Raw genomic sequence first — 17,889 nt, 5'->3', positions numbered from 1 at the left:
CCGTCCCGCCGTCGCGGCGCCCAGGCGCCCGCCGCGGCGGGACGGCCACCAGACAAGGAGCGAAACACATGTCAGCCCCCATGGCCCGACTCAGTGTGAAAGACGTCAGCGTCACGTACCCGGCCCTGCGCGACGGCGGTTCCGTCATCGCCTTGAAAGACGTCAACCTCGACATCGAACCCGGCGACTTCGTGGTCGCGCTGGGGGCTTCGGGTTGCGGCAAGACGACGCTGCTGAACCTGCTGGCCGGTTTTCTGTCCCCGACGCAGGGCGAGATCCTGCTGGGCGACAAGCCCATCGTGGGCCCCGGCTCGGATCGCGGCGTGGTGTTCCAGAAGCATGCCCTGCTGCCCTGGCTGAACGTCATCGAGAACACCGAATTCGGCCTCAAGCTTCAGGGCGTGGACAAGGCCACCCGCCGCGGCATCGCGCAACGCAATCTCGAACTGGTGGGGCTGCAGGATTTCCACCAGCACATGATCTACCAGTTGTCGGGCGGCATGCAGCAGCGGGTCGGCATCGCCCGGGCGCTGACCTGCGATCCGGCGATGCTGCTCATGGACGAGCCCATGGCGGCGCTCGACGCCCTCACGCGCGAGACCATCCAGGAACTGCTGCTGGACGTCTGGCAACACACCCACAAGATGTTCTTCTTCATCACCCACAGTGTCGAAGAAGCCCTGTTCCTGGGATCCCGGCTCATCGTCATGTCGCCCCGCCCGGGCCGCATCACCAACACCTATGAGCTGGATTTCAATAAACGCTATCTTGAAACGAGGGACGCCCGTGCCATCAAATCCAGTCAGGACTTTATCGAGATGCGCGAAATCATCCTTAGTATCATCTACGGCGACGAGCGCGCAGCCGGCGAACCGGAAATCATCCATGCCTAAGAAGCGGTTTCTCGGCAAGCCCGCCACGCCGGGCAAGGTCTATGGGGCGCCCGGCGCCGGCTATAGCGGCTTCATCAGCTTCATGACGGCCGTGGTGCTGATCGCCCTGTGGTTTCTGGTCACCACCATGGGCTGGGTCAAGCCCATATTCATGCCTTCGCCCTACGCGGTCTTCAACAAATTCATCGAAGCCTGGACCGAAGGGGTCGCCAACTCGACGCTGCTGCAGCACACCATGGCGAGCCTGGGCCGCGTCATGGGCGGCTTCCTGCTGGCGATGGCGACCGCCATTCCCATCGGCGTCCTGATGGGCGTCAACCGCATCACCCGCGGCATCTTCGACCCCATCATCGAGTTCTACCGGCCGCTGCCGCCGCTGGCCTATCTGCCCCTGGTGATCATCTGGTTCGGCATCGGCGAATTCCCCAAGGTCTTCCTCATTTACCTGGCCATCTTCGCCCCCATGGCGATCGCCGCCCGCTCGGGCGTGCGCTCGGTGTCCATCGAGCAAATCCATGCCGCCTACGCCATGGGCGCATCCAGCCGGCAAATCATCACCCACGTCATCCTCAAGGCCGCCATGCCGGAAATCTTCACCGGCATGCGCATCGGCATCGGCGTGGGCTGGACCACCCTGGTCGCCGCCGAAATGGTCGCATCCTCGCGCGGCTTGGGCTTCATGGTGCTGAACGCCGCGCAGTACCTGGCCTCGGACACCGTCATCATGGGCATCCTGGTCATCGGCTTCTTCGCCCTGATCTTCGACCTGCTGCTGCGCCACCTGGAAAAAGTGCTGATCCCCTGGAAAGGCAAGGTGTAGGGGCCCAGCTCCGCACACGGGGCCGGACCCCACGCGGGATCCGACCCTTCAGGCGAAATTTGCTTTATCATCGTTGAAGCGCTTGCTTCAGCCGCATCGGGGCCGCAAGGCCCCGATGGCTTTCGTTCAGCCATTTGGTGAAATCCATGCAAGTACCCGCCACCGCCCCCATCTCCAGCGTTCTCTGGACATCCCTGTTCGAGCGGGTCGGCGATTCCGGCCTCAGCTTGCAAGGCCGCATCCGGCAGATGCTCGTGTCGGCGATACTTTCCGGCCACCTGCCGCCCGGCGCCCCCGTGCCGTCCAGCCGCCTGCTGGCCGACAACCTCGGCGTGGCGCGCAACACCGTGGTGTTCGCCTATCAGCAGCTGGTCTCCGAAGGCTATCTGGTCTCGCGCGAGCGCAGCGGGCATTTCGTGTGCGACGACGTCCGCAAGAGCCACGTGGCGGCGCCCATCGAACCCGAATCCGCGTCCCGCCGGCACGCCGCCAGGTGGCACCAGCGCGTCGTGTTCCATCCTTCACGGCAGCGCAATATCGTCAAGCCCGACAACTGGCAGAGCATGCCCTACCCCTTCGTGTACGCCCAGTTCGACGCCGCCCTGTTCCCCACCGCGGAATGGCGCGAATGCTGCACCCGGGCGCTGTCCGTGCTCGACATACGCAGCTGGGCGCCCGACCTCATCACCAACGACGACGCCGCCCTGATCGAAGAAATCCGCACCCAGGTGCTGCCCCGGCGCGGCGTCTGGGCGGAAAAAGACGAAATCGTGATCACGGTGGGCGCGCAGCATGCGCTTTACCTGCTGGCCGACCTGCTGATACACGCCCATACCGTGGTCGGCATGGAAGACCCGGGCTACCCCGACGCGCGCAATACCTTCGCCCATCGCAGCGACCGGCTGATGCCGCTACCGGTGGACGAAAACGGCCTGTGCATCACCCCGGAGCTCACCGCCTGCGACTACATTTTCGTGACGCCCAGCCACCAGTGCCCCACCACGGTCACCATGCCCATAGAGCGGCGCGAGGCCTTGCTGGAACTCGCCGCACGCTCGGACAGCATCATCATCGAGGACGACTACGAAACGGAAAACCGCTACGGCAACCCGCCCACGCCCGCGCTCAAAAGCCTGGACAAGCACGGCCGCGTCATCTATGTGGGCAGTCTTTCCAAAAGCTTCGCGCCGGGGCTGCGCATCGGCTACATCGTGGCGCCCGCCGAACTGACCCACGAGCTGCGGGCCTTGCGCCGCCTCATGCTGCGCCATCCATCGGCCTATGTGCAGCGGGCCTTCGCCCTGTTCATTTCCCTGGGCCACCACCATGCGCTGCTGCGCCGGATTTCCCTGATCTACCAGGAGCGCGCGCAAGCCCTGACCGAAGCCCTGGCATCGAGCCTGCCCGAATTCAGCCTGGTGCCCATCACGGGCGGCTCGTCCAGCTGGGTCAAGGCCCCGGCCCACGTCGATACCGAAAAACTCGCGCGCGCGGCCCTGGACGTGGGCGTGGTCATAGAGCCCGGCCATGTGTTCTACCACACGCCGGGACCCGGCAGGAACAGCGACATCCGCATCGGCTTCACGTCCATCGACACGGAGAAGATCCCGGCGGGCATAGACAAGCTCGCGGGCGTCTATCGCAAGCTGTACGGCTGAGCCCGCCGGCGTCCGATCACAGCATTTCGTCCCGCAAGTAGTAGTACTTGTAGAGCATCGCCTGCCCCAGGCGGCGGAAAGGCGCGAACAAATGGCCGGGCAAGGGGCTGTTGTAAATGGGCAGGTCCCACTGCTTGCCGTCTTTGCCGACGACGCGTTCCGCCAGCCGCCGGCCGGCATTGGCCGAGGACGACACCCCATTGCCGCCGTATCCGAAAGCATAGAACACGAGCTCGTCGGGATTGGGCTGCGTCACCCGCGGCATCATGTCGTGGCTGACGTCGACCCAGCCCCACCACGAATACGCGATGGGAATGCCGCGCAGGCGCGGAAACTTCCTGTACAGGCCGTTCTTGAGCAAGTCCAGGTGGCGCGCGTTCTGGGCGTCCGCGCCGGTCAGCGCGCTGCGGCTGCCGATCTGCATGGAGCCGTCGGGCAGCAGCCGGTAATAGAAGCGCAGCGTGCGCGTGTCGGTGATGAAGGTCGTGCTCTTGAGACCCGCTTCGGCACGCTCGTCGGCCGTCAAAGGCCGCGTCACCATGGAGTTGGACAGGATCGGCATCATGCGGTTGGTCAGCGAGGGATGCAGGCCCTGAGGCGTGTAGCCGCCGGTTGCCACCGCCACCCGCCGGGCGCGGACCGTGCCGCCGGGCGTGCGCAGGTAGTGTATGCCGCCGCGGGTCTCCCAGCCTAGCACCGGGCTGGCCGGGTGCACTTTCACGCCCAGCGCGCGCGCCTGGCGGATATAGCCGAAAGCCAGCTTCAGCGGATGCACCCCCACGCCTTCCTGCTCGTGCAGCGCGCCCGCGGCTTCCTGGTCTTCGACATAGCGCTCGTGCAGCTCCGCGCGGCTGAGCATGCGGCTGTCGTAGCCGAAGACCTCGCGCATGATGCGGCATTCGTTCTGCAGGAAGGCCAGCTTCTTGGGCCGGTGCGCGGTATATAGATGGCCGCCCGGCTGGGCGTCGCAATCTATGGTGGCCACCAGGCTTTTCCAGTATTCGAAGCCTTCGCGGATTTCCGCATCCAGGCGCTTGGCGACGTCCTGGCCCCAGCGCTGTATCCATTGCGAGCGATACAGCCGGCCGGATGCGTTCTGCCCCTGCCCGCCATTGCGGCTGGAGCATCCCCACACCACGCGGTTGGCCTCCAGCACCACCGCGGCGACGCCGTGTTCCTTGGCGAGGGTCAGCGCCGCGACCAGACCGGTGAAGCCGGAGCCGATGACGACGACGTCGGCATCGAAGTCGGCCCGGACGGGGCCGTCGTCTTCGGGCGGCGGGCCCGCCGTGCCGACCCAATAGGTGGGCGCATAGGCCTGGCCGCAGCCGGTCTTGGAGACCAGCGGATCGTAGGTGGGATCATAGGGGTTTTCGTGGAATTCCTCGGGCGAGGAAGGGTCCGCAACTTCGGTAATGGCTGCCATCACGACTCCGTAACAGACAAGATATTTTTCAGTCTCGGGCCGGCAGGTGGGGCCGGTTCTTGCGGAATGCGTTCTTCAGGATGATCTTGCCGTCGCGGAACTCGAGCAGATCCACCATGTTGGCTTCGATCCGGGAGCCGTCGGCGGCGGTTCCGGTGAACGTGGATTCCATGACGCCTTTGTCGCCGTGCGCCCAGCACTTGGCGTTGAGCCATTGGGCGTCCGGTATGGTCTGCCACGCCGCTTCGAAGGCTTTGCGCACGGCGGCCATGCCTTGGTGCCGCGAGCCATGGGCTTCGGGGCCGGCAACGGTTTCGAACACGCAGTCTTCGTGCATGAACGACATCAGCGCGTCGATGTCGTGCCGATTCCAGGCGTCGCCAAACGCTTTGATGCGCGCGACCAGTTCTTCGTCGGACATTCCTGTGTCTCCTGTCGGTTTGGGGCAGAGATGCGCCGCCCCTTTGCTTCGTAAGGTAGAAGATCCTTGGTCCCGGGGCTAGAGCCAGACCGGACGTTTCGCATGAGCCAGTTGGAGGCCCGGCCGGCCGCAGAAAAACCGCCACGCCTAGGTGTTTTTACCTAAATCAATATATTTCGTTCCAAAAACCATAAATGAAATTGACTTTTTCCCATCCAACTTTAAAATTGCCACATAGAACAAATAACGGAACGTATTATTTCATTTTCGGTTTAAAAAAGGCGGCCCAATAAGGCGCCTTTTCCACCGCCACCCTCGACAGGAAACACCGCCATGCAAACAGACAACCGAGAGCCCGTCAGCGGCGTACAAAGAATGACCCCGTCCGAAGCCTTCGTCGAAACGCTGGTCGCCAACGGCGTCCGCGAAATCTTCGGCATCATGGGCTCGGCGTTCATGGACGCCATGGACATCTTCGCGCCCGCCGGCATCCGCCTCATCCCGGTCGTCCACGAACAGGGCGCGGGCCACATGGCCGACGGCTACGCGCGCGTCAGCGGGCGCCACGGCGTCGTCATCGGGCAGAACGGCCCCGGCATCAGCAATTGCGTCACCGCCATCGCCGCCGCGTACTGGGCCCATTCCCCCGTCGTCATCGTCACGCCCGAAGCCGGCACCATGGGCATCGGCCTGGGCGGGTTCCAGGAAGGCAACCAATTGCCCATGTTCCAGGAATTCACCAAATACCAGGGGCACGTCACCAACCCCGCCCGCATGGCCGAGTTCACCGGCCGCTGCTTCGACCGCGCCATGTCCGAAATGGGCCCCACGCAGCTGAATATCCCGCGCGACTACTTCTACGGCGACATCAAGGTCGAGATCCCGCGTCCGCAGCGCCTGGATCGCGGCCCCGGCGGCGACAAGACCCTGGACGAAGCGGCCGAGCTGCTGGCCTCGGCGCGCTTCCCCGTCATCATCTCGGGCGGCGGCGTGGTCATGGCCGACGGCGTGGAAGAATGCAAGGCGCTCGCCGAGCGCCTGGGCGCGCCCGTCGTCAACAGCTATCTGCACAACGATTCCTTCCCCGCCAGCCATCCGCTTTGGTGCGGCCCGCTGGGGTACCAGGGCTCCAAGGCGGCCATGAAGCTCATTTCCCAGGCCGACGTCGTGCTGGCCCTGGGCACGCGCCTGGGGCCCTTCGGCACCCTGCCCCAGCACGGCATGGACTACTGGCCCAAGAACGCCAAGATCATCCAGATCGACGCCGACCACAAAATGCTGGGACTGGTCAAGAAAATCACCGTCGGCATCTGCGGCGACGCCAAGGCCGCCGCGGCGGCCCTGTCCAAGCGCCTGCAGGACCGCAAGCTGGCCTGCGACGCCAACAAGGAAGAACGCGCCGCCAAGATCAAGGCTGAAAAAGACGCCTGGGAAAAAGAGCTCGACGAATGGACGCACGAGCGCGACCCCTTCAGCCTGGACATGATCGAAGAACAAAAGAACGAGCCGGGCAGCTATCTGCACCCCCGCCAGGTGTTGCGCGAACTCGAAAAAGCCATGCCCGAGAACGTGATGGTCTCGACCGACATCGGCAACATCAATTCGGTCGCCAACAGCTATCTGCGCTTCGAGAAGCCGCGCAGCTTCTTCGCGCCCATGAGCTGGGGCAACTGCGGCTACGCCCTGCCCACCATCATCGGCGCCAAAGTGGCCGCGCCCGACCGGCCCGCCATCGCCTACGCGGGCGACGGCGCCTGGGGCATGAGCATGTCCGAAATCATGACTTGCGTGCGCCACGACATTCCCGTCACCGCCGTGGTGTTCCACAATCGCCAGTGGGGCGCCGAAAAGAAGAACCAGGTCGACTTCTACAACCGCCGCTTCGTGGCGGGCGAACTCGACAACCAAAGCTTCGCCGGCATCGCGCGGGCCATGGGCGCGGAAGGCATCGTGGTGGACAAGCTCGAAGACGTCGGCCCGGCGCTCAAGAAGGCGGTCGACATGCAGATGAACGAAGGCAAGACGACGATCGTGGAAATCATGTGCACGCGCGAACTGGGCGACCCCTTCCGCCGCGACGCCTTGTCCAAGCCGGTGCGTTTCCTGGAAAAGTACAAGGATTATGTCTGAACACTGACCTGAGGCCGGCCATGAGTCTGCTCGACGCCATCATCCGCAAAGCACGGCTGAACCCGAAGCGCATCGTGATGTGCGAAGGCGAGGACGTCCGCATACTCGAAGCCGCCCACAAGGCGGCGGCCACGGAGCTGGCCGACATCACGCTGGTCGGCGATGCCGGGCGCATCGCCGAGGCGCTGGCGCGGCACGGCTGGAACGATCCGCGCATCCGCGTCGTCGATCCGGCCCACTCTCCGCTTGCGCCCGCCTTCGCGCAGGAATTGGCCCGCCTGCGCGCCAAGCGCGGCATGACCGCGCAGCAAGCCGAGGCGGCCGTCCGCGAGCCCCTGGTCTTCGCCATGCTGATGCTGCGCATGGGGCATGCCGACGGCTCGGTCGCGGGCGCCGTCCACACCACGGCCGACGTGGTGCGCAACGCCATACAGATCGTCGGGACGAAGCCGGGCACGCGGCTGGTGTCCAGCTTTTTCATCATGCTGCGCGAAGAGCCTTTCCATACGGACGCCCATGCGCTGATTTTCGCCGACTGCGGGCTGGTCATCGAACCCGACGCCGACGAGCTGGCCGACATCGCCATGGCGGCGGCCGACAGCGCGGCGGCGCTGCTCGATACGGAACCGAAGGTGGCCTTGCTGTCTTTCTCGACGGGCGGCAGCGCCCGGCACGGCTGCGTCGACAAGGTCAGGCAGGCGGCCGAGAAGCTGCGGGCGCGGCGGCCGGATCTCGCGGTGGACGGCGACATCCAGCTGGACGCGGCCATCGTTCCCCGGGTGGCGGAAAGCAAGCTGCCGGGATCCCAGGTGGGCGGGCGGGCCAATGTGCTGGTGTTTCCGAACCTGGACGCGGCCAATATCGGCTACAAGCTCACGGAGCGCCTCGGGCATGCGACGGCCATCGGGCCGCTGCTGCAGGGGCTGGACAAGCCGGCGAACGATCTGTCGCGCGGGTGCAGCGCCGACGACGTGTACAACGCGATCGCGGTGACGGTGGTTCAGGCCCAGGCGGTGCCGGTCGAATAGCGCGGGCGCGCCGATACGCTAACGCCTGCCCTGCCCCGCCAGCAGGCCGAGAAACACATCGAACACCGAATTGCCGACTCCCTCGGAAAGATCCAGGCTCAGCGACCGCGCATAATAGGCGCTGAGATCCAGCCCCAGCCCCACGCCGAGAATCTCGATGCCCGCCTGCCCATAGTGCCCCACCACCGCGCGCAGATGCCGGTCGAGATAGAACTCGTCATTGGCCAGATGCGTCGCGCGGTCCATCGGGCAGCCGTCCGAAATCACGAACAGGATGCGCCGCTCCTCGTCCCTCGCCAGCAGCCGTTCGCACGCCCATTGCACCGCCTCGCCGTCGACCCCTTCGCGGAACAGGTCGGGCTTCATCAGCGCCACGATGCCGCCCCGCGCACGCCGCCAGGGCCGGGCGGCCGGCTTGAACACGATATGGCATAGCTCGTTCAGGCGCCCGGGCGCCGCCGGCCTGCCGGCGGCCCACCATGCTTTCTGCGCGCGGCCGCCGTTCCAGGCCTGCGTCGTGAACCCCAGGATCTCGGACCGCACGCCCGCCTGGTCCAGCGCGCGCATCTGCACGTCCATGATGAAGGCCAGGTCATCGCGATATTGCTTCATCGAGCCCGAGCAGTCGATCAGGAAGCCGACCACGCAATTGGACACGGGCGTGGTCCGGTCCTGGTAGAAGACGCGGCGCTCGGCCGGCGAGCTGACGATCGCCGCCAGCCGGCGGCCGTCGATCCGGCCTTCTTCTTCGCCGTACTGGAAACCGTCGCGGCGCGGGCGGGTCAGCAAGGCGCGCAGGGCGCGCGACAGGCGGCCGACGTTCACGCCCTCTTGCGCCAGGCGCCGGTCCAGCGCTTCCCGATATTCGCGCGCCAGCCCGGCGCGCAAGAGATCCACCGCATCCACCTCGCGGTCATAGCGGCGCGTGAAGACGCGGTAGCCGTCGCGGCCCGCAAGGACGTCGGCGCGCGCGCCGCCCGCCGCCTCGCCCCCCGGCGCATCGGCGTCGCCCGATTCGAAGTCCAGCGACAGGCTGAAGCCGCCCCGCTCGACGGATTGGCTCTCGGGACTGTCCTCGTATTCGCAGGCGACGCGCTCGGCGATCTCGCGCGCGATGTCGAGCGCATGGCGGGCGTAGGCGGCCTGGTCGCCGCGGCATCGGCGCAGGCCCGCCAGGGCCGGACCCAGCGCGGGCGCCAGCCCGGCACGCACCGGTTCGAGCAGGTCCTGCACGTGTTCCGGCAGCGCCTCCGCCATCAGGCGGCTCCATACGATCTGGGAAAATGCGAACAGCAATATTCCCAGGCTGCTTTCCGCCGCGCCCGAATCGACGAACTCAGCCGACCAGCGCCGGTAGTTGCGGACCAGATTGCGCCGGGCGCCCGGCAGCGACGGCGGCACGAGCGATTCGGTGCGCAATTGCTCCAGCCACTCGAACAGCAGTTTTTCGATGGTGTTTTCCGGCATCAGCCGCCGATGCAAGGCCGCGTCGGAATAGCGGCTGCGCAGCGCCAGGGCGTCCGCCACGGCGCGGCTCGACTCGAAGTCGGCGCGCATCAGCTGCCTTTGCAGATGCGGCGCATGCACGGGCACGGAGCGGGCGTCGTCGTACACCCGGCCGCCTTCGAAATGCAGCCTGACGTTGCCGCTCAGCGCCCGCAAGGCGGCGGCCGCCAGCTGTTCGGTCTGAATCGTGAGGCGCCGGGGACCGATGCCGCTGCCCATGGCGGTTCAGCGCAAAGCCTGCGCGGCCGACTCGCTGAGATCGCGGTCGAAGCAGCGCTGATAATATTCCGCCACGATGGGCTTTTCGGCGTCTTCGCATTTGTTCAGGAAGGACAGGCGGAACGCCAGCTCGACGTCGGAGAAAATGCGGCTGTTCTCGGCCCAGGAAATCACCGTGCGTGGCGACATCAGGGTGGAGATGTCCCCCGCCTCGAACCCCTTCCGGGTCAGGTTCGCCACGCCTATCATGGCTTCGACCGTCTGCCTGCCTTCGGCGTCGTCCAGGCCGGGCACCCGCGCGAGCACGATCTCGAGCTCTTCCTGCGGGTGCAGGTAGTTGAGGGTGGCCACGATGTTCCAGCGGTCCAGCTGCGCGTGGTTGAGCGCCTGCACGCCGTGATAGAGGCCGTTCAGATTGCCCTGGCCCACCGTGTTCGAGGTGGCAAAGAGCCGAAAATACGGATGGGGCCGGATCACCCGGTTCTGATCGAGCAGGGTGAAGCTGCCCTCGCGCTCCAGGATGCGCTGGATGATGAACATGACGTCGGGCCGGCCCGCGTCGTATTCGTCGAAGACCAGGGCCACGGGCCGCTGCAGCGCCCACGGCACGATGCCCTCTTGGAATTCCGTGACCTGCCGGCCTTCGCGCAGCACGATGGCGTCCCGGCCGACCAGGTCCAGGCGGCTGATCTGGCCGTCCAGGTTGACCCGTATGCAGGGCCAGTTCAAGCGGGCGGCGATCTGCTCGATGTGCGTGGACTTGCCCGTGCCGTGCGCCCCCTGGATCAGGACGCGCCGATTGCGCATGAAACCGGCGAGCACCGCCAGCGTGACTTCGGGGTTGAAGCGATAGACGGGATCGATCTCGGGCACGTGTTCGTCGCGCTCCGCGAAGGCCGGCACCTGGAAATCCTGTTGCAGGCCGAAAGCGGCCCGGCTGGACACATGCTGCATGGGCGGGATGGCGGACATCTATGTGCTCCTGAAAAGGGTGGGCCTAGGGCCGGCCGTTCTCGGTTTCGATCTCGGACAGCGCGCGGGCCGCCCGGTACAGCGCGGGCAGGCATTGCAGGGATTTCTCGACGGTCATGCGGATGGTGGGCGCCTGGATGGCCACCGCGATGTTGGACTTGCCTTCTTTCACGGGCACGAGCACCGCCACGCAGACCAGCCCCGGAAGGAACTCTTCGTTGTCGACGGCATAGCCGTCGCGCCGCACGCGGTCGATTTCGGCTTCCAGCTGCTCCATGGTCAGCAGCGTCTTGTCGGTGTATTTGGCCAGCGCGGCATGCGCCAGCAACCGCCGCCGCTGCGAAGGCGTCATTTGCGACAGGAACAGCTTGCCGCTGGCCGAACAATGCACCGGCACCCTGGACCCCGGATGCAGATAGAAACGCAAGGGCGCGACGGTCTCGACGCGGTCCAGGTACACGACCTCGTTGCCGGTGCAGCTGGTGATGTTGCAGCTTTCACCGACTTCCTCCACCAGCTGGCGCAGTATGGCGTGCCTTGCGCCATGCACGGTGTTGTTCAGCAGCAGGTTCTCGGCCATGCGGCGCAGGCGCAGGCCGGTGCTGTACTGGCGGCCGTCGCCGTCGCGCTGTATCATGCCGGCGCTTTCCAGCTGCTGCAGCATGCGGTGCAAGGTGGGCTTGGGCAGGCCGAGTTCGTCCACCAGGCTTTGCAGGGAAAAGAACTGGTTCTTGCGGGCGATGACTTCCAGCAGCGCGAAAAGCCGCATGGTGGGGGTGTTGCCGTCCAGCTTGAGCTCGTCGGACGCGGCGATGCTGTCTTTTGCCATGAGGATACAGATTCCGGAAATAGGAATGAATTGTATCGTTTTTTTGAGCTAAAGAGGGTGAAAGTCAAAAATTTCGACAGCGGCTGGATTTAGCCGACACACGGCCGTCCTGTATCGGACTCGCATTCAGGCGCGTTAGTTGAAATAATCGATGAAGTCGGCGTCGACGAAATTCAGAGACCAAGTCTCCAGCTCTGAATCGCTACCCGTGCGGATGCGCTGAATCAGGGTATCGGACAAGGGACCGAATTTGCGGGCGAGCAGGCGTTCCAGCAGCGCCGCTCGGCCAGACAGCTCGCCTTGTCGCAAGCCCTGAGCAATGCCTTCCTGACGGCCTTCTTGAAACCCTTCTTCGCGCCCTTCCTTGCGCCCCTCCAGAATCCCCTCGCGCTTCCACTGCCGGGCCCACATGCCCGGCTTCTCACTGATCAACATGACAAGCCCCTACAAACTCGTGACCTGGGACACCGCCTCTTGCGGCTGGGCCCGCGACAGCACCAGGTGCTGGATATAGGCGGCAACTGCAGGCGCTCGGCCACGTACTGCGTGTTGACCTCGCGCGGGGGCGGCGGCTGCCGAGGAAATGAGCATCGCGACAATCGCGCATGGACGGCGCGATGATCAGGCTTCCTCAGCTCGCTTCGCGCGACATCCTGCGGCGCTCGTGCTCCTGCAGATAGCGCTTGCGCAGACGGATGGACTTCGGCGTCACTTCCACCAGTTCATCGTCGGCGATGAATTCCACCGCGTACTCCAGCGTGATCTGGATCGGCGGCACCAGGTCGATGTGCTCGTCCTTGCCCGATGCCCGCACATTGGTGAGCTTCTTTTCCTTCGTGGGGTTGACCACCAGGTCATTGTCGCGGCTGTGTATGCCTATGATCATCCCTTCGTACAAAGGATCCTGGGGCGACACGAACATGCGGCCGCGTTCCTGCAGCTTCCAGAGCGCATACGCCACCGCCACGCCGTCGTCCTGGCTGATGAGCACCCCGTTGCGGCGCTCGCCCACGCCGCCCTCGCGCATGGGCGCGTAGTCGTCGAAAATATGGCTCATCAAGCCGGTGCCGCGCGTCAGCGTCATGAACTCGCCCTGGAAGCCGATCAGGCCGCGCGCGGGAATGCGGTATTCGAGCCGGGTGCGGCCGCGGCCGTCGGCCTGCATGTCCAGCAGGTCGCCCTTGCGGCGCCCAAGCTCTTCCATGACGCCGCCCTGGTGGGCGTCCTCCAAGTCGACCGTCAGCAGCTCGTAGGGCTCCAGCTTGACGCCGTTCTCTTCCTTGAACACCACGCGCGGGCGCGACACGGCCAGCTCGTAGCCCTCGCGGCGCATGTTCTCCAGCAAAATGGTCAGGTGCAATTCACCCCGGCCGCAGACTTCGAACACGGTGTCGTCGTCCGTATCGTTGACGCGCAGCGCCACGTTGGATTTCAGCTCGCGCTCCAGGCGGTCGCGCAATTGCCGGCTGGTCACGAACTTGCCTTCGCGCCCCGCCAGCGGCGACGTGTTCACCATGAAGTTCATGGTCAGCGTGGGTTCGTCGATGCGCAGCATGGGCAGCGCCTCCGGCTGGGCCGGGTCCATGACGGTGCAGCCGATGCCGATCTCTTCGATGCCGTTGATCAGCACGATGTCGCCCGCCTGGGCTTCATCGACCAGCTCGCGTTCCAGACCCTTGAACTTCAGCACCTGGTTGATGCGGCCCTTGATGGGGTCGCCTTCGGGACCGAACTTGACGATCACGTCCATGCCCGGCCGCATGCGGCCGCGGTTGATGCGGCCCACGCCGATCTTGCCCACATAGGTGCTGTAGTCCAGCGAGATGACCTGCATCTGCAACGGCCCTTCGGCATCGTCCTCGCGTTGCGGGACATGCTTCAGGATGGCGTCGAACAAGGGACGCATGTCGCCGCTGCGCACGTCGTCGCTCAGGCCCGCGTAGCCCGACAGCCCCGAGGCGTAGATGACCGGGAAGTCCAGCTGTTCTTCCGTGGCGCCCAGCTTGTCGAAGAGGTCGAAGGTGGCGTTGATGACGAAGTCGGGGCGCGCGCCCGGGCGGTCGATCTTGTTCACGACGACGATGGGTTTCAGGCCCAGCGCCAGGGCCTTGCGCGTCACGAAGCGGGTCTGGGGCATGGGGCCTTCCACCGCGTCGACCAGCAGCACCACGCCGTCGACCATGGACAGCACCCGCTCCACCTCGCCGCCGAAGTCGGCGTGCCCCGGCGTGTCGATGATGTTGATGTGCGTGCCTTCATACTGCACGGCGCAGTTCTTGGCAAGAATGGTGATGCCGCGTTCTTTTTCGATGTCGCCCGAGTCCATGACACGCTCGGACACCTGCTGATTGTCGCGGAACGTGCCCGACTGACGCAGCAACTGGTCGACAAGCGTGGTCTTGCCGTGATCGACGTGGGCGATGATCGCCACATTGCGCAAAGCGCGGTTCATAATTTCAAATCCTTTTGTGTGGAGGTTGCCGGGTTCAGTCCGGCGGGCAAGGCATCCAGCGCGATCAGGGCCGCCTTGGGGTCGGGCATGGCTTGCAGGGCTTCGAGGCCGACGGCCGCATCGAGCCCGAAAGGGCCGACGCGGGTGCGCCTCAAGGCCTTCAAATGCGCGCCGCAACCCAGTTGGCGGCCTATGTCCTGCGCAAGCGTGCGAATGTAGGTGCCTTTGCTGCATTGGACCGCGATCACCGCCTCGAACCGGTCGCAGCTCAGCAGTTCGATGTGATGGATCGTGACCGTCCTGGGCGGGCGGTCCAGTTCTAGCCCTTGGCGCGCATACTCGTACAGCGGCTTGCCGTCGCGCTTCAGGGCGGAATACATGGGCGGGACCTGCTGGATTTCGCCTTTGAAATTCAGCAGCACGCGTTCGAGCTCGGCCCGGTCGACGCCGTCGAAACCTTCCGGCGCGCTGCTGACGAGATTGCCGGTGAGATCGCCGCTATCGGTTTCCTCGCCGAAGCGTATCGTCGCCACATAGCCTTTGTCGGCATCGAGCATCTGTCCCGAGATCTTGGTCGCCTTGCCCAGGCAGCAAACCAGCAGGCCGGTGGCAAAAGGGTCCAGCGTGCCGGTATGGCCGGCCTTGCGTGCGTCGAGCGCGCGCTTGGCGCGTTGTAAAGCGTGGTTGCTGGATAGACCTTCCGGTTTGTCCAGCAACAGGACACCATCGAGCATCTGCCCGCGTCGGGAAGCCATCGTTCATAGATCCTGATGAAAAACGACAGCCCCCTAGGGCTGCTCGTCGGGGTCCTCGGGTTCCGAGGGCTTGAAGGGTTCGCTGCGGAGGGGCTGGTTCGCCCGGTCGATCAGCTGGGAGAGCTCGAGGCCACGGACGATTTGTTCATCGTGGATGAATCGCAGCGTGGGAACGGTGTGGATGTGCAGCAGTTTGAACAGGAGCGAATGCAGCCAGCCGGCTTTTTCGGTCAGGGCGGCGGTGGCCGCTTCGGGCTCCGCCCCCATGACGGTGAAATAGACTTTCGCATGCGCGTAGTCGGCCGAGAGCTCCACGCCCGTGAGCGTGATGAGCCCGGCGCGCGAGACATCGATCTCGCGCTGTATCAGGCCGGCCAGATCCTTCTGGATCTGGTCGGCCAGCCGGGCGTTGCGGCCGGGATTGGGTTTGGATTTATGGCGACCCATGATGCTACAGCGACCGTGCCACTTCTTTGATCTCGAAGATTTCGAGCTGATCGCCCACTTCGATATCGTTGTTGCCCTTCAGGGTGATACCGCAATCGAAGCCGGCCTTGACTTCCTTGACGTCGTCCTTGAAGCGGCGCAAGGAATCGATGTGCCCGGTCCAGTGCACGACGTGGTTGCGCAGCAGGCGCACCTGCGAATCGCGCCGGACCACGCCGTCGGTGACCATGCAGCCGGCGATGTTGCCCACGCGCGAAGTCGTGTAGACCTCGCGTATCTCGACCATGCCGATGATTTCCTCGCGCTGTTCGGGCGCCAGCATGCCGGACATGGCGTTGCGCACGTCGTCGATCGCGTCGTAGATGATGTTGTAGTAGCGCAGGTCGACGCCGTTGTGCTCGGCCAGCTTCTTCGCGCTTTGCTCGGCGCGCACGTTGAAGCCGATGATGACGGCATGCGATGCGATCGCCAGGTTCACGTCGCTTTCGGAGATTCCGCCCACCGCGGCATGCACCACCTGTACGCGGACTTCTTCGGTGGACAGCTTGAGCAGCGAGGAGACCAGCGCTTCCTGCGAACCCTGGACGTCGGTCTTGACGATGAGCGCCAGCGTCTGCGTGCCTTCGCCGATGTTGTCGAACATGGACTCGAGTTTCGCGGCCTGCTGGCGAGCCAGCTTGACGTCGCGGAACTTGCCCTGGCGGAACAGCGCGATTTCGCGCGCCTTGCGCTCGTCGGCCATGGCGATGACCTCGTCGCCGGCGGCCGGGACGTCGGTCAGGCCCTGGATCTCGACCGGGATGGACGGGCCGGCGCTGTTCACCGGCTTGCCGTTCTCGTTGAGCATGGCCCGCACGCGGCCGAAGCTCGCGCCGGCCAGGACCGCGTCGCCGCGATGGAGCGTGCCGCTTTGCACCAGGATGGTGGCCACCGGCCCGCGCCCCTTGTCGAGGCGGGCTTCGATGACGATACCTTTGGCTGGCGCGTCGACAGGCTCTTTGAGCTCGAGGATTTCGGCCTGCAGCAGCACGTTTTCCAGGAGGTCGTCGATGCCCTGGCCGGTCTTGGCCGAAACGCCCACGAAGGGGACGTCGCCGCCGTATTCTTCCGGCACGACCTGTTCCGCCACGAGCTCCTGCTTGACGCGCTCGGGGTTGCCGTCGGGCTTGTCGATCTTGGTGATGGCCACGACCAGGGGCACGCCGGCCGCCTGCGCGTGGTGGATGGCTTCCTTGGTTTGCGGCATGACGCCGTCGTCGGCCGCCACCACCAGGATGACGATGTCGGTGGCTTTCGTGCCGCGGGCGCGCATGGCCGTGAAGGCCTCGTGGCCCGGGGTGTCGAGAAAGGTGACCATGCCGCGGTCGGTCTTGACGTTGTAGGCGCCGATGTGCTGCGTGATGCCGCCCGCTTCGCCGGACGCCACCTTGGTGCGGCGGATGTAGTCCAGCAGCGAGGTCTTGCCGTGGTCGACGTGGCCCATGACGGTGACCACGGGCGCGCGCGGCAAGGCCGGCGCCTCGGGGCCTTCGGCCAGTTCGAGGAAAGCCTCGGGGTCGTCGAGCTTGGCGGCGATCGCGGTGTGGCCGAGTTCCTCGACCACGATCATGGCGGTTTCCTGGTCGAGCACCTGGTTGATGGTGACCATTTGCCCCAGTTTCATCAGATGCTTGATGACCTCGGCGGCCTTGACCGACATCTTGTGGGCGAGATCGGCGACGGTGATGGTTTCCGGCACGTGGACTTCGCGGGCGATGAATTCGGCCGGCGCGGCTGCCTGGCGTTCAGGCTGGGCGTTCCTGCCGCGCGCCCGGGCATTGCCCTTGGCGCCCTTGCCCGCCTTGCCGCCCGCGCGCCAGCCGTCGCGGCTCGCGCCCGGGGCCTGGGGCTCGGCCTTGGCGGCCGGCTTCTTGCGGCCGCTTTCGTCGGACCACGACGAGGAGACGTCGGAGGCCTTGATGGTTTTCTTGGCTTCGCCCGTCGTGGCCTTGGCTTCCTTCTTGGCGCCCTTGCCGGGCGCCGGCTTGTGCAGCGTGCCGGACAAGTTGCCGGCATCGGGTTCCGGCGCCTTCAGGACCTTGCGGGGACGGCTGAGCATTTCGCGCAGCGCCGCGGCTTCGGCTTCGGCCGCGCGGCGGGCGCGCTCGCGCTCCGGGTCGACGAGATCGGAAGAGCGTCGTGGAGGGGAGGAGTGTAGGGAAAGAGGGAGAGGGGGGGGGGGGGGGGGGGGGTGGGGGGGGGGGGAGAAGAGGGGACGGAACATTGCGGAGAGGATCATAGAGGAGCACGAATCAAGTGAAGGACAACATATGTGCACAGTGATACGCAGTGAC

General features: G+C 65.3%; 14 protein-coding genes and 1 pseudogene. 5 read left to right on the top strand and 10 right to left on the bottom strand.

Annotated elements, in window-relative coordinates; genetic code table 11:
- Positions 1 to 68 precede the first annotated feature (68 nt).
- From H0A72_RS20215 to pdxR, 3 genes are all read left to right on the top strand, one after another.
- Positions 69 to 893, top strand: coding sequence for a taurine ABC transporter ATP-binding protein (locus tag H0A72_RS20215; RefSeq protein WP_425502537.1), 825 nt, complete (start codon positions 69 to 71; stop codon positions 891 to 893).
- Positions 886 to 1,713 (top strand): ABC transporter permease subunit, encoded by an 828-nt coding sequence (locus H0A72_RS20210; RefSeq protein ID WP_180158324.1) that lies wholly within the window; start codon positions 886 to 888, stop codon positions 1,711 to 1,713. Before H0A72_RS20215 ends, H0A72_RS20210 begins: the two co-directional genes overlap by 8 nt.
- Positions 1,714 to 1,859: 146 nt before the next feature.
- Entirely contained in the window at positions 1,860 to 3,371 is a 1,512-nt protein-coding gene (pdxR, locus tag H0A72_RS20205) for a MocR-like pyridoxine biosynthesis transcription factor PdxR (protein WP_180158323.1), read from the top strand.
- Positions 3,372 to 3,387: 16 nt separating this feature from the next.
- On the opposite strand, the gene H0A72_RS20200 is transcribed toward pdxR, so the two are convergent.
- Positions 3,388 to 4,797, bottom strand: coding sequence for an NAD(P)/FAD-dependent oxidoreductase (locus H0A72_RS20200; protein ID WP_180158322.1), 1,410 nt, complete (start codon positions 4,795 to 4,797; stop codon positions 3,388 to 3,390).
- A gap of 28 nt (positions 4,798 to 4,825) precedes the next feature.
- Complete coding sequence (locus H0A72_RS20195) at positions 4,826 to 5,218, bottom strand: nuclear transport factor 2 family protein (RefSeq protein WP_180158321.1); 393 nt, start codon at positions 5,216 to 5,218, stop codon at positions 4,826 to 4,828.
- Positions 5,219 to 5,551: 333 nt separating this feature from the next.
- On the opposite strand from H0A72_RS20195, the gene xsc reads away from it, so the two are divergent.
- Entirely contained in the window at positions 5,552 to 7,348 is a 1,797-nt protein-coding gene (gene xsc / locus H0A72_RS20190; protein WP_246437045.1) for a sulfoacetaldehyde acetyltransferase, read from the top strand.
- Positions 7,349 to 7,368: 20 nt separating this feature from the next.
- Entirely contained in the window at positions 7,369 to 8,376 is a 1,008-nt protein-coding gene (pta, locus tag H0A72_RS20185) for a phosphate acetyltransferase (protein ID WP_180158320.1), read from the top strand.
- Positions 8,377 to 8,394: 18 nt separating this feature from the next.
- On the opposite strand, the gene H0A72_RS20180 is transcribed toward pta, so the two are convergent.
- From H0A72_RS20180 to infB, 8 genes and pseudogenes are all read right to left on the bottom strand, one after another.
- Positions 8,395 to 10,101: a cobaltochelatase CobT-related protein gene (locus tag H0A72_RS20180; RefSeq protein ID WP_180158319.1), complete on the bottom strand. Its 1,707-nt coding sequence runs from the start codon at positions 10,099 to 10,101 to the stop codon at positions 8,395 to 8,397.
- 6 nt (positions 10,102 to 10,107) lie between these two features.
- Positions 10,108 to 11,055, bottom strand: coding sequence for an AAA family ATPase (locus H0A72_RS20175; RefSeq protein WP_246437052.1), 948 nt, complete (start codon positions 11,053 to 11,055; stop codon positions 10,108 to 10,110).
- 43 nt (positions 11,056 to 11,098) lie between these two features.
- Positions 11,099 to 11,902 (bottom strand): IclR family transcriptional regulator, encoded by an 804-nt coding sequence (locus H0A72_RS20170; RefSeq protein WP_180158317.1) that lies wholly within the window; start codon positions 11,900 to 11,902, stop codon positions 11,099 to 11,101.
- Positions 11,903 to 12,037: 135 nt separating this feature from the next.
- Positions 12,038 to 12,337 (bottom strand): DUF4351 domain-containing protein, encoded by a 300-nt coding sequence (locus tag H0A72_RS20165; RefSeq protein WP_180158316.1) that lies wholly within the window; start codon positions 12,335 to 12,337, stop codon positions 12,038 to 12,040.
- Between the two features lie 196 nt (positions 12,338 to 12,533).
- On the bottom strand, positions 12,534 to 14,354 hold the full coding sequence (gene typA / locus H0A72_RS20160; protein ID WP_180158315.1) for a translational GTPase TypA: 1,821 nt from the start codon (positions 14,352 to 14,354) through the stop codon (positions 12,534 to 12,536).
- On the bottom strand, positions 14,351 to 15,109 hold the full coding sequence (truB, locus tag H0A72_RS20155; RefSeq protein WP_180158314.1) for a tRNA pseudouridine(55) synthase TruB: 759 nt from the start codon (positions 15,107 to 15,109) through the stop codon (positions 14,351 to 14,353). Before truB ends, typA begins: the two co-directional genes overlap by 4 nt.
- Before the next feature lie 33 nt (positions 15,110 to 15,142).
- The gene (gene rbfA / locus H0A72_RS20150) at positions 15,143 to 15,556 is read right to left on the bottom strand and encodes a 30S ribosome-binding factor RbfA (protein WP_180158313.1); all 414 of its coding nucleotides are present in this window, start codon (positions 15,554 to 15,556) and stop codon (positions 15,143 to 15,145) included.
- Between the two features lie 4 nt (positions 15,557 to 15,560).
- Positions 15,561 to 17,705, bottom strand: a pseudogene (gene infB, locus H0A72_RS20145) (translation initiation factor IF-2); the annotation flags it as partial.
- Between the last annotated feature and the right edge of the window lie 184 nt (positions 17,706 to 17,889).

Source organism: Parapusillimonas granuli, assembly GCF_013416525.1.
GTDB classification, from domain to species: Bacteria; Pseudomonadota; Gammaproteobacteria; order Burkholderiales; family Burkholderiaceae_B; genus Parapusillimonas; species Parapusillimonas granuli.
This window is presented reverse-complemented; position numbering and strand designations above follow the sequence as displayed.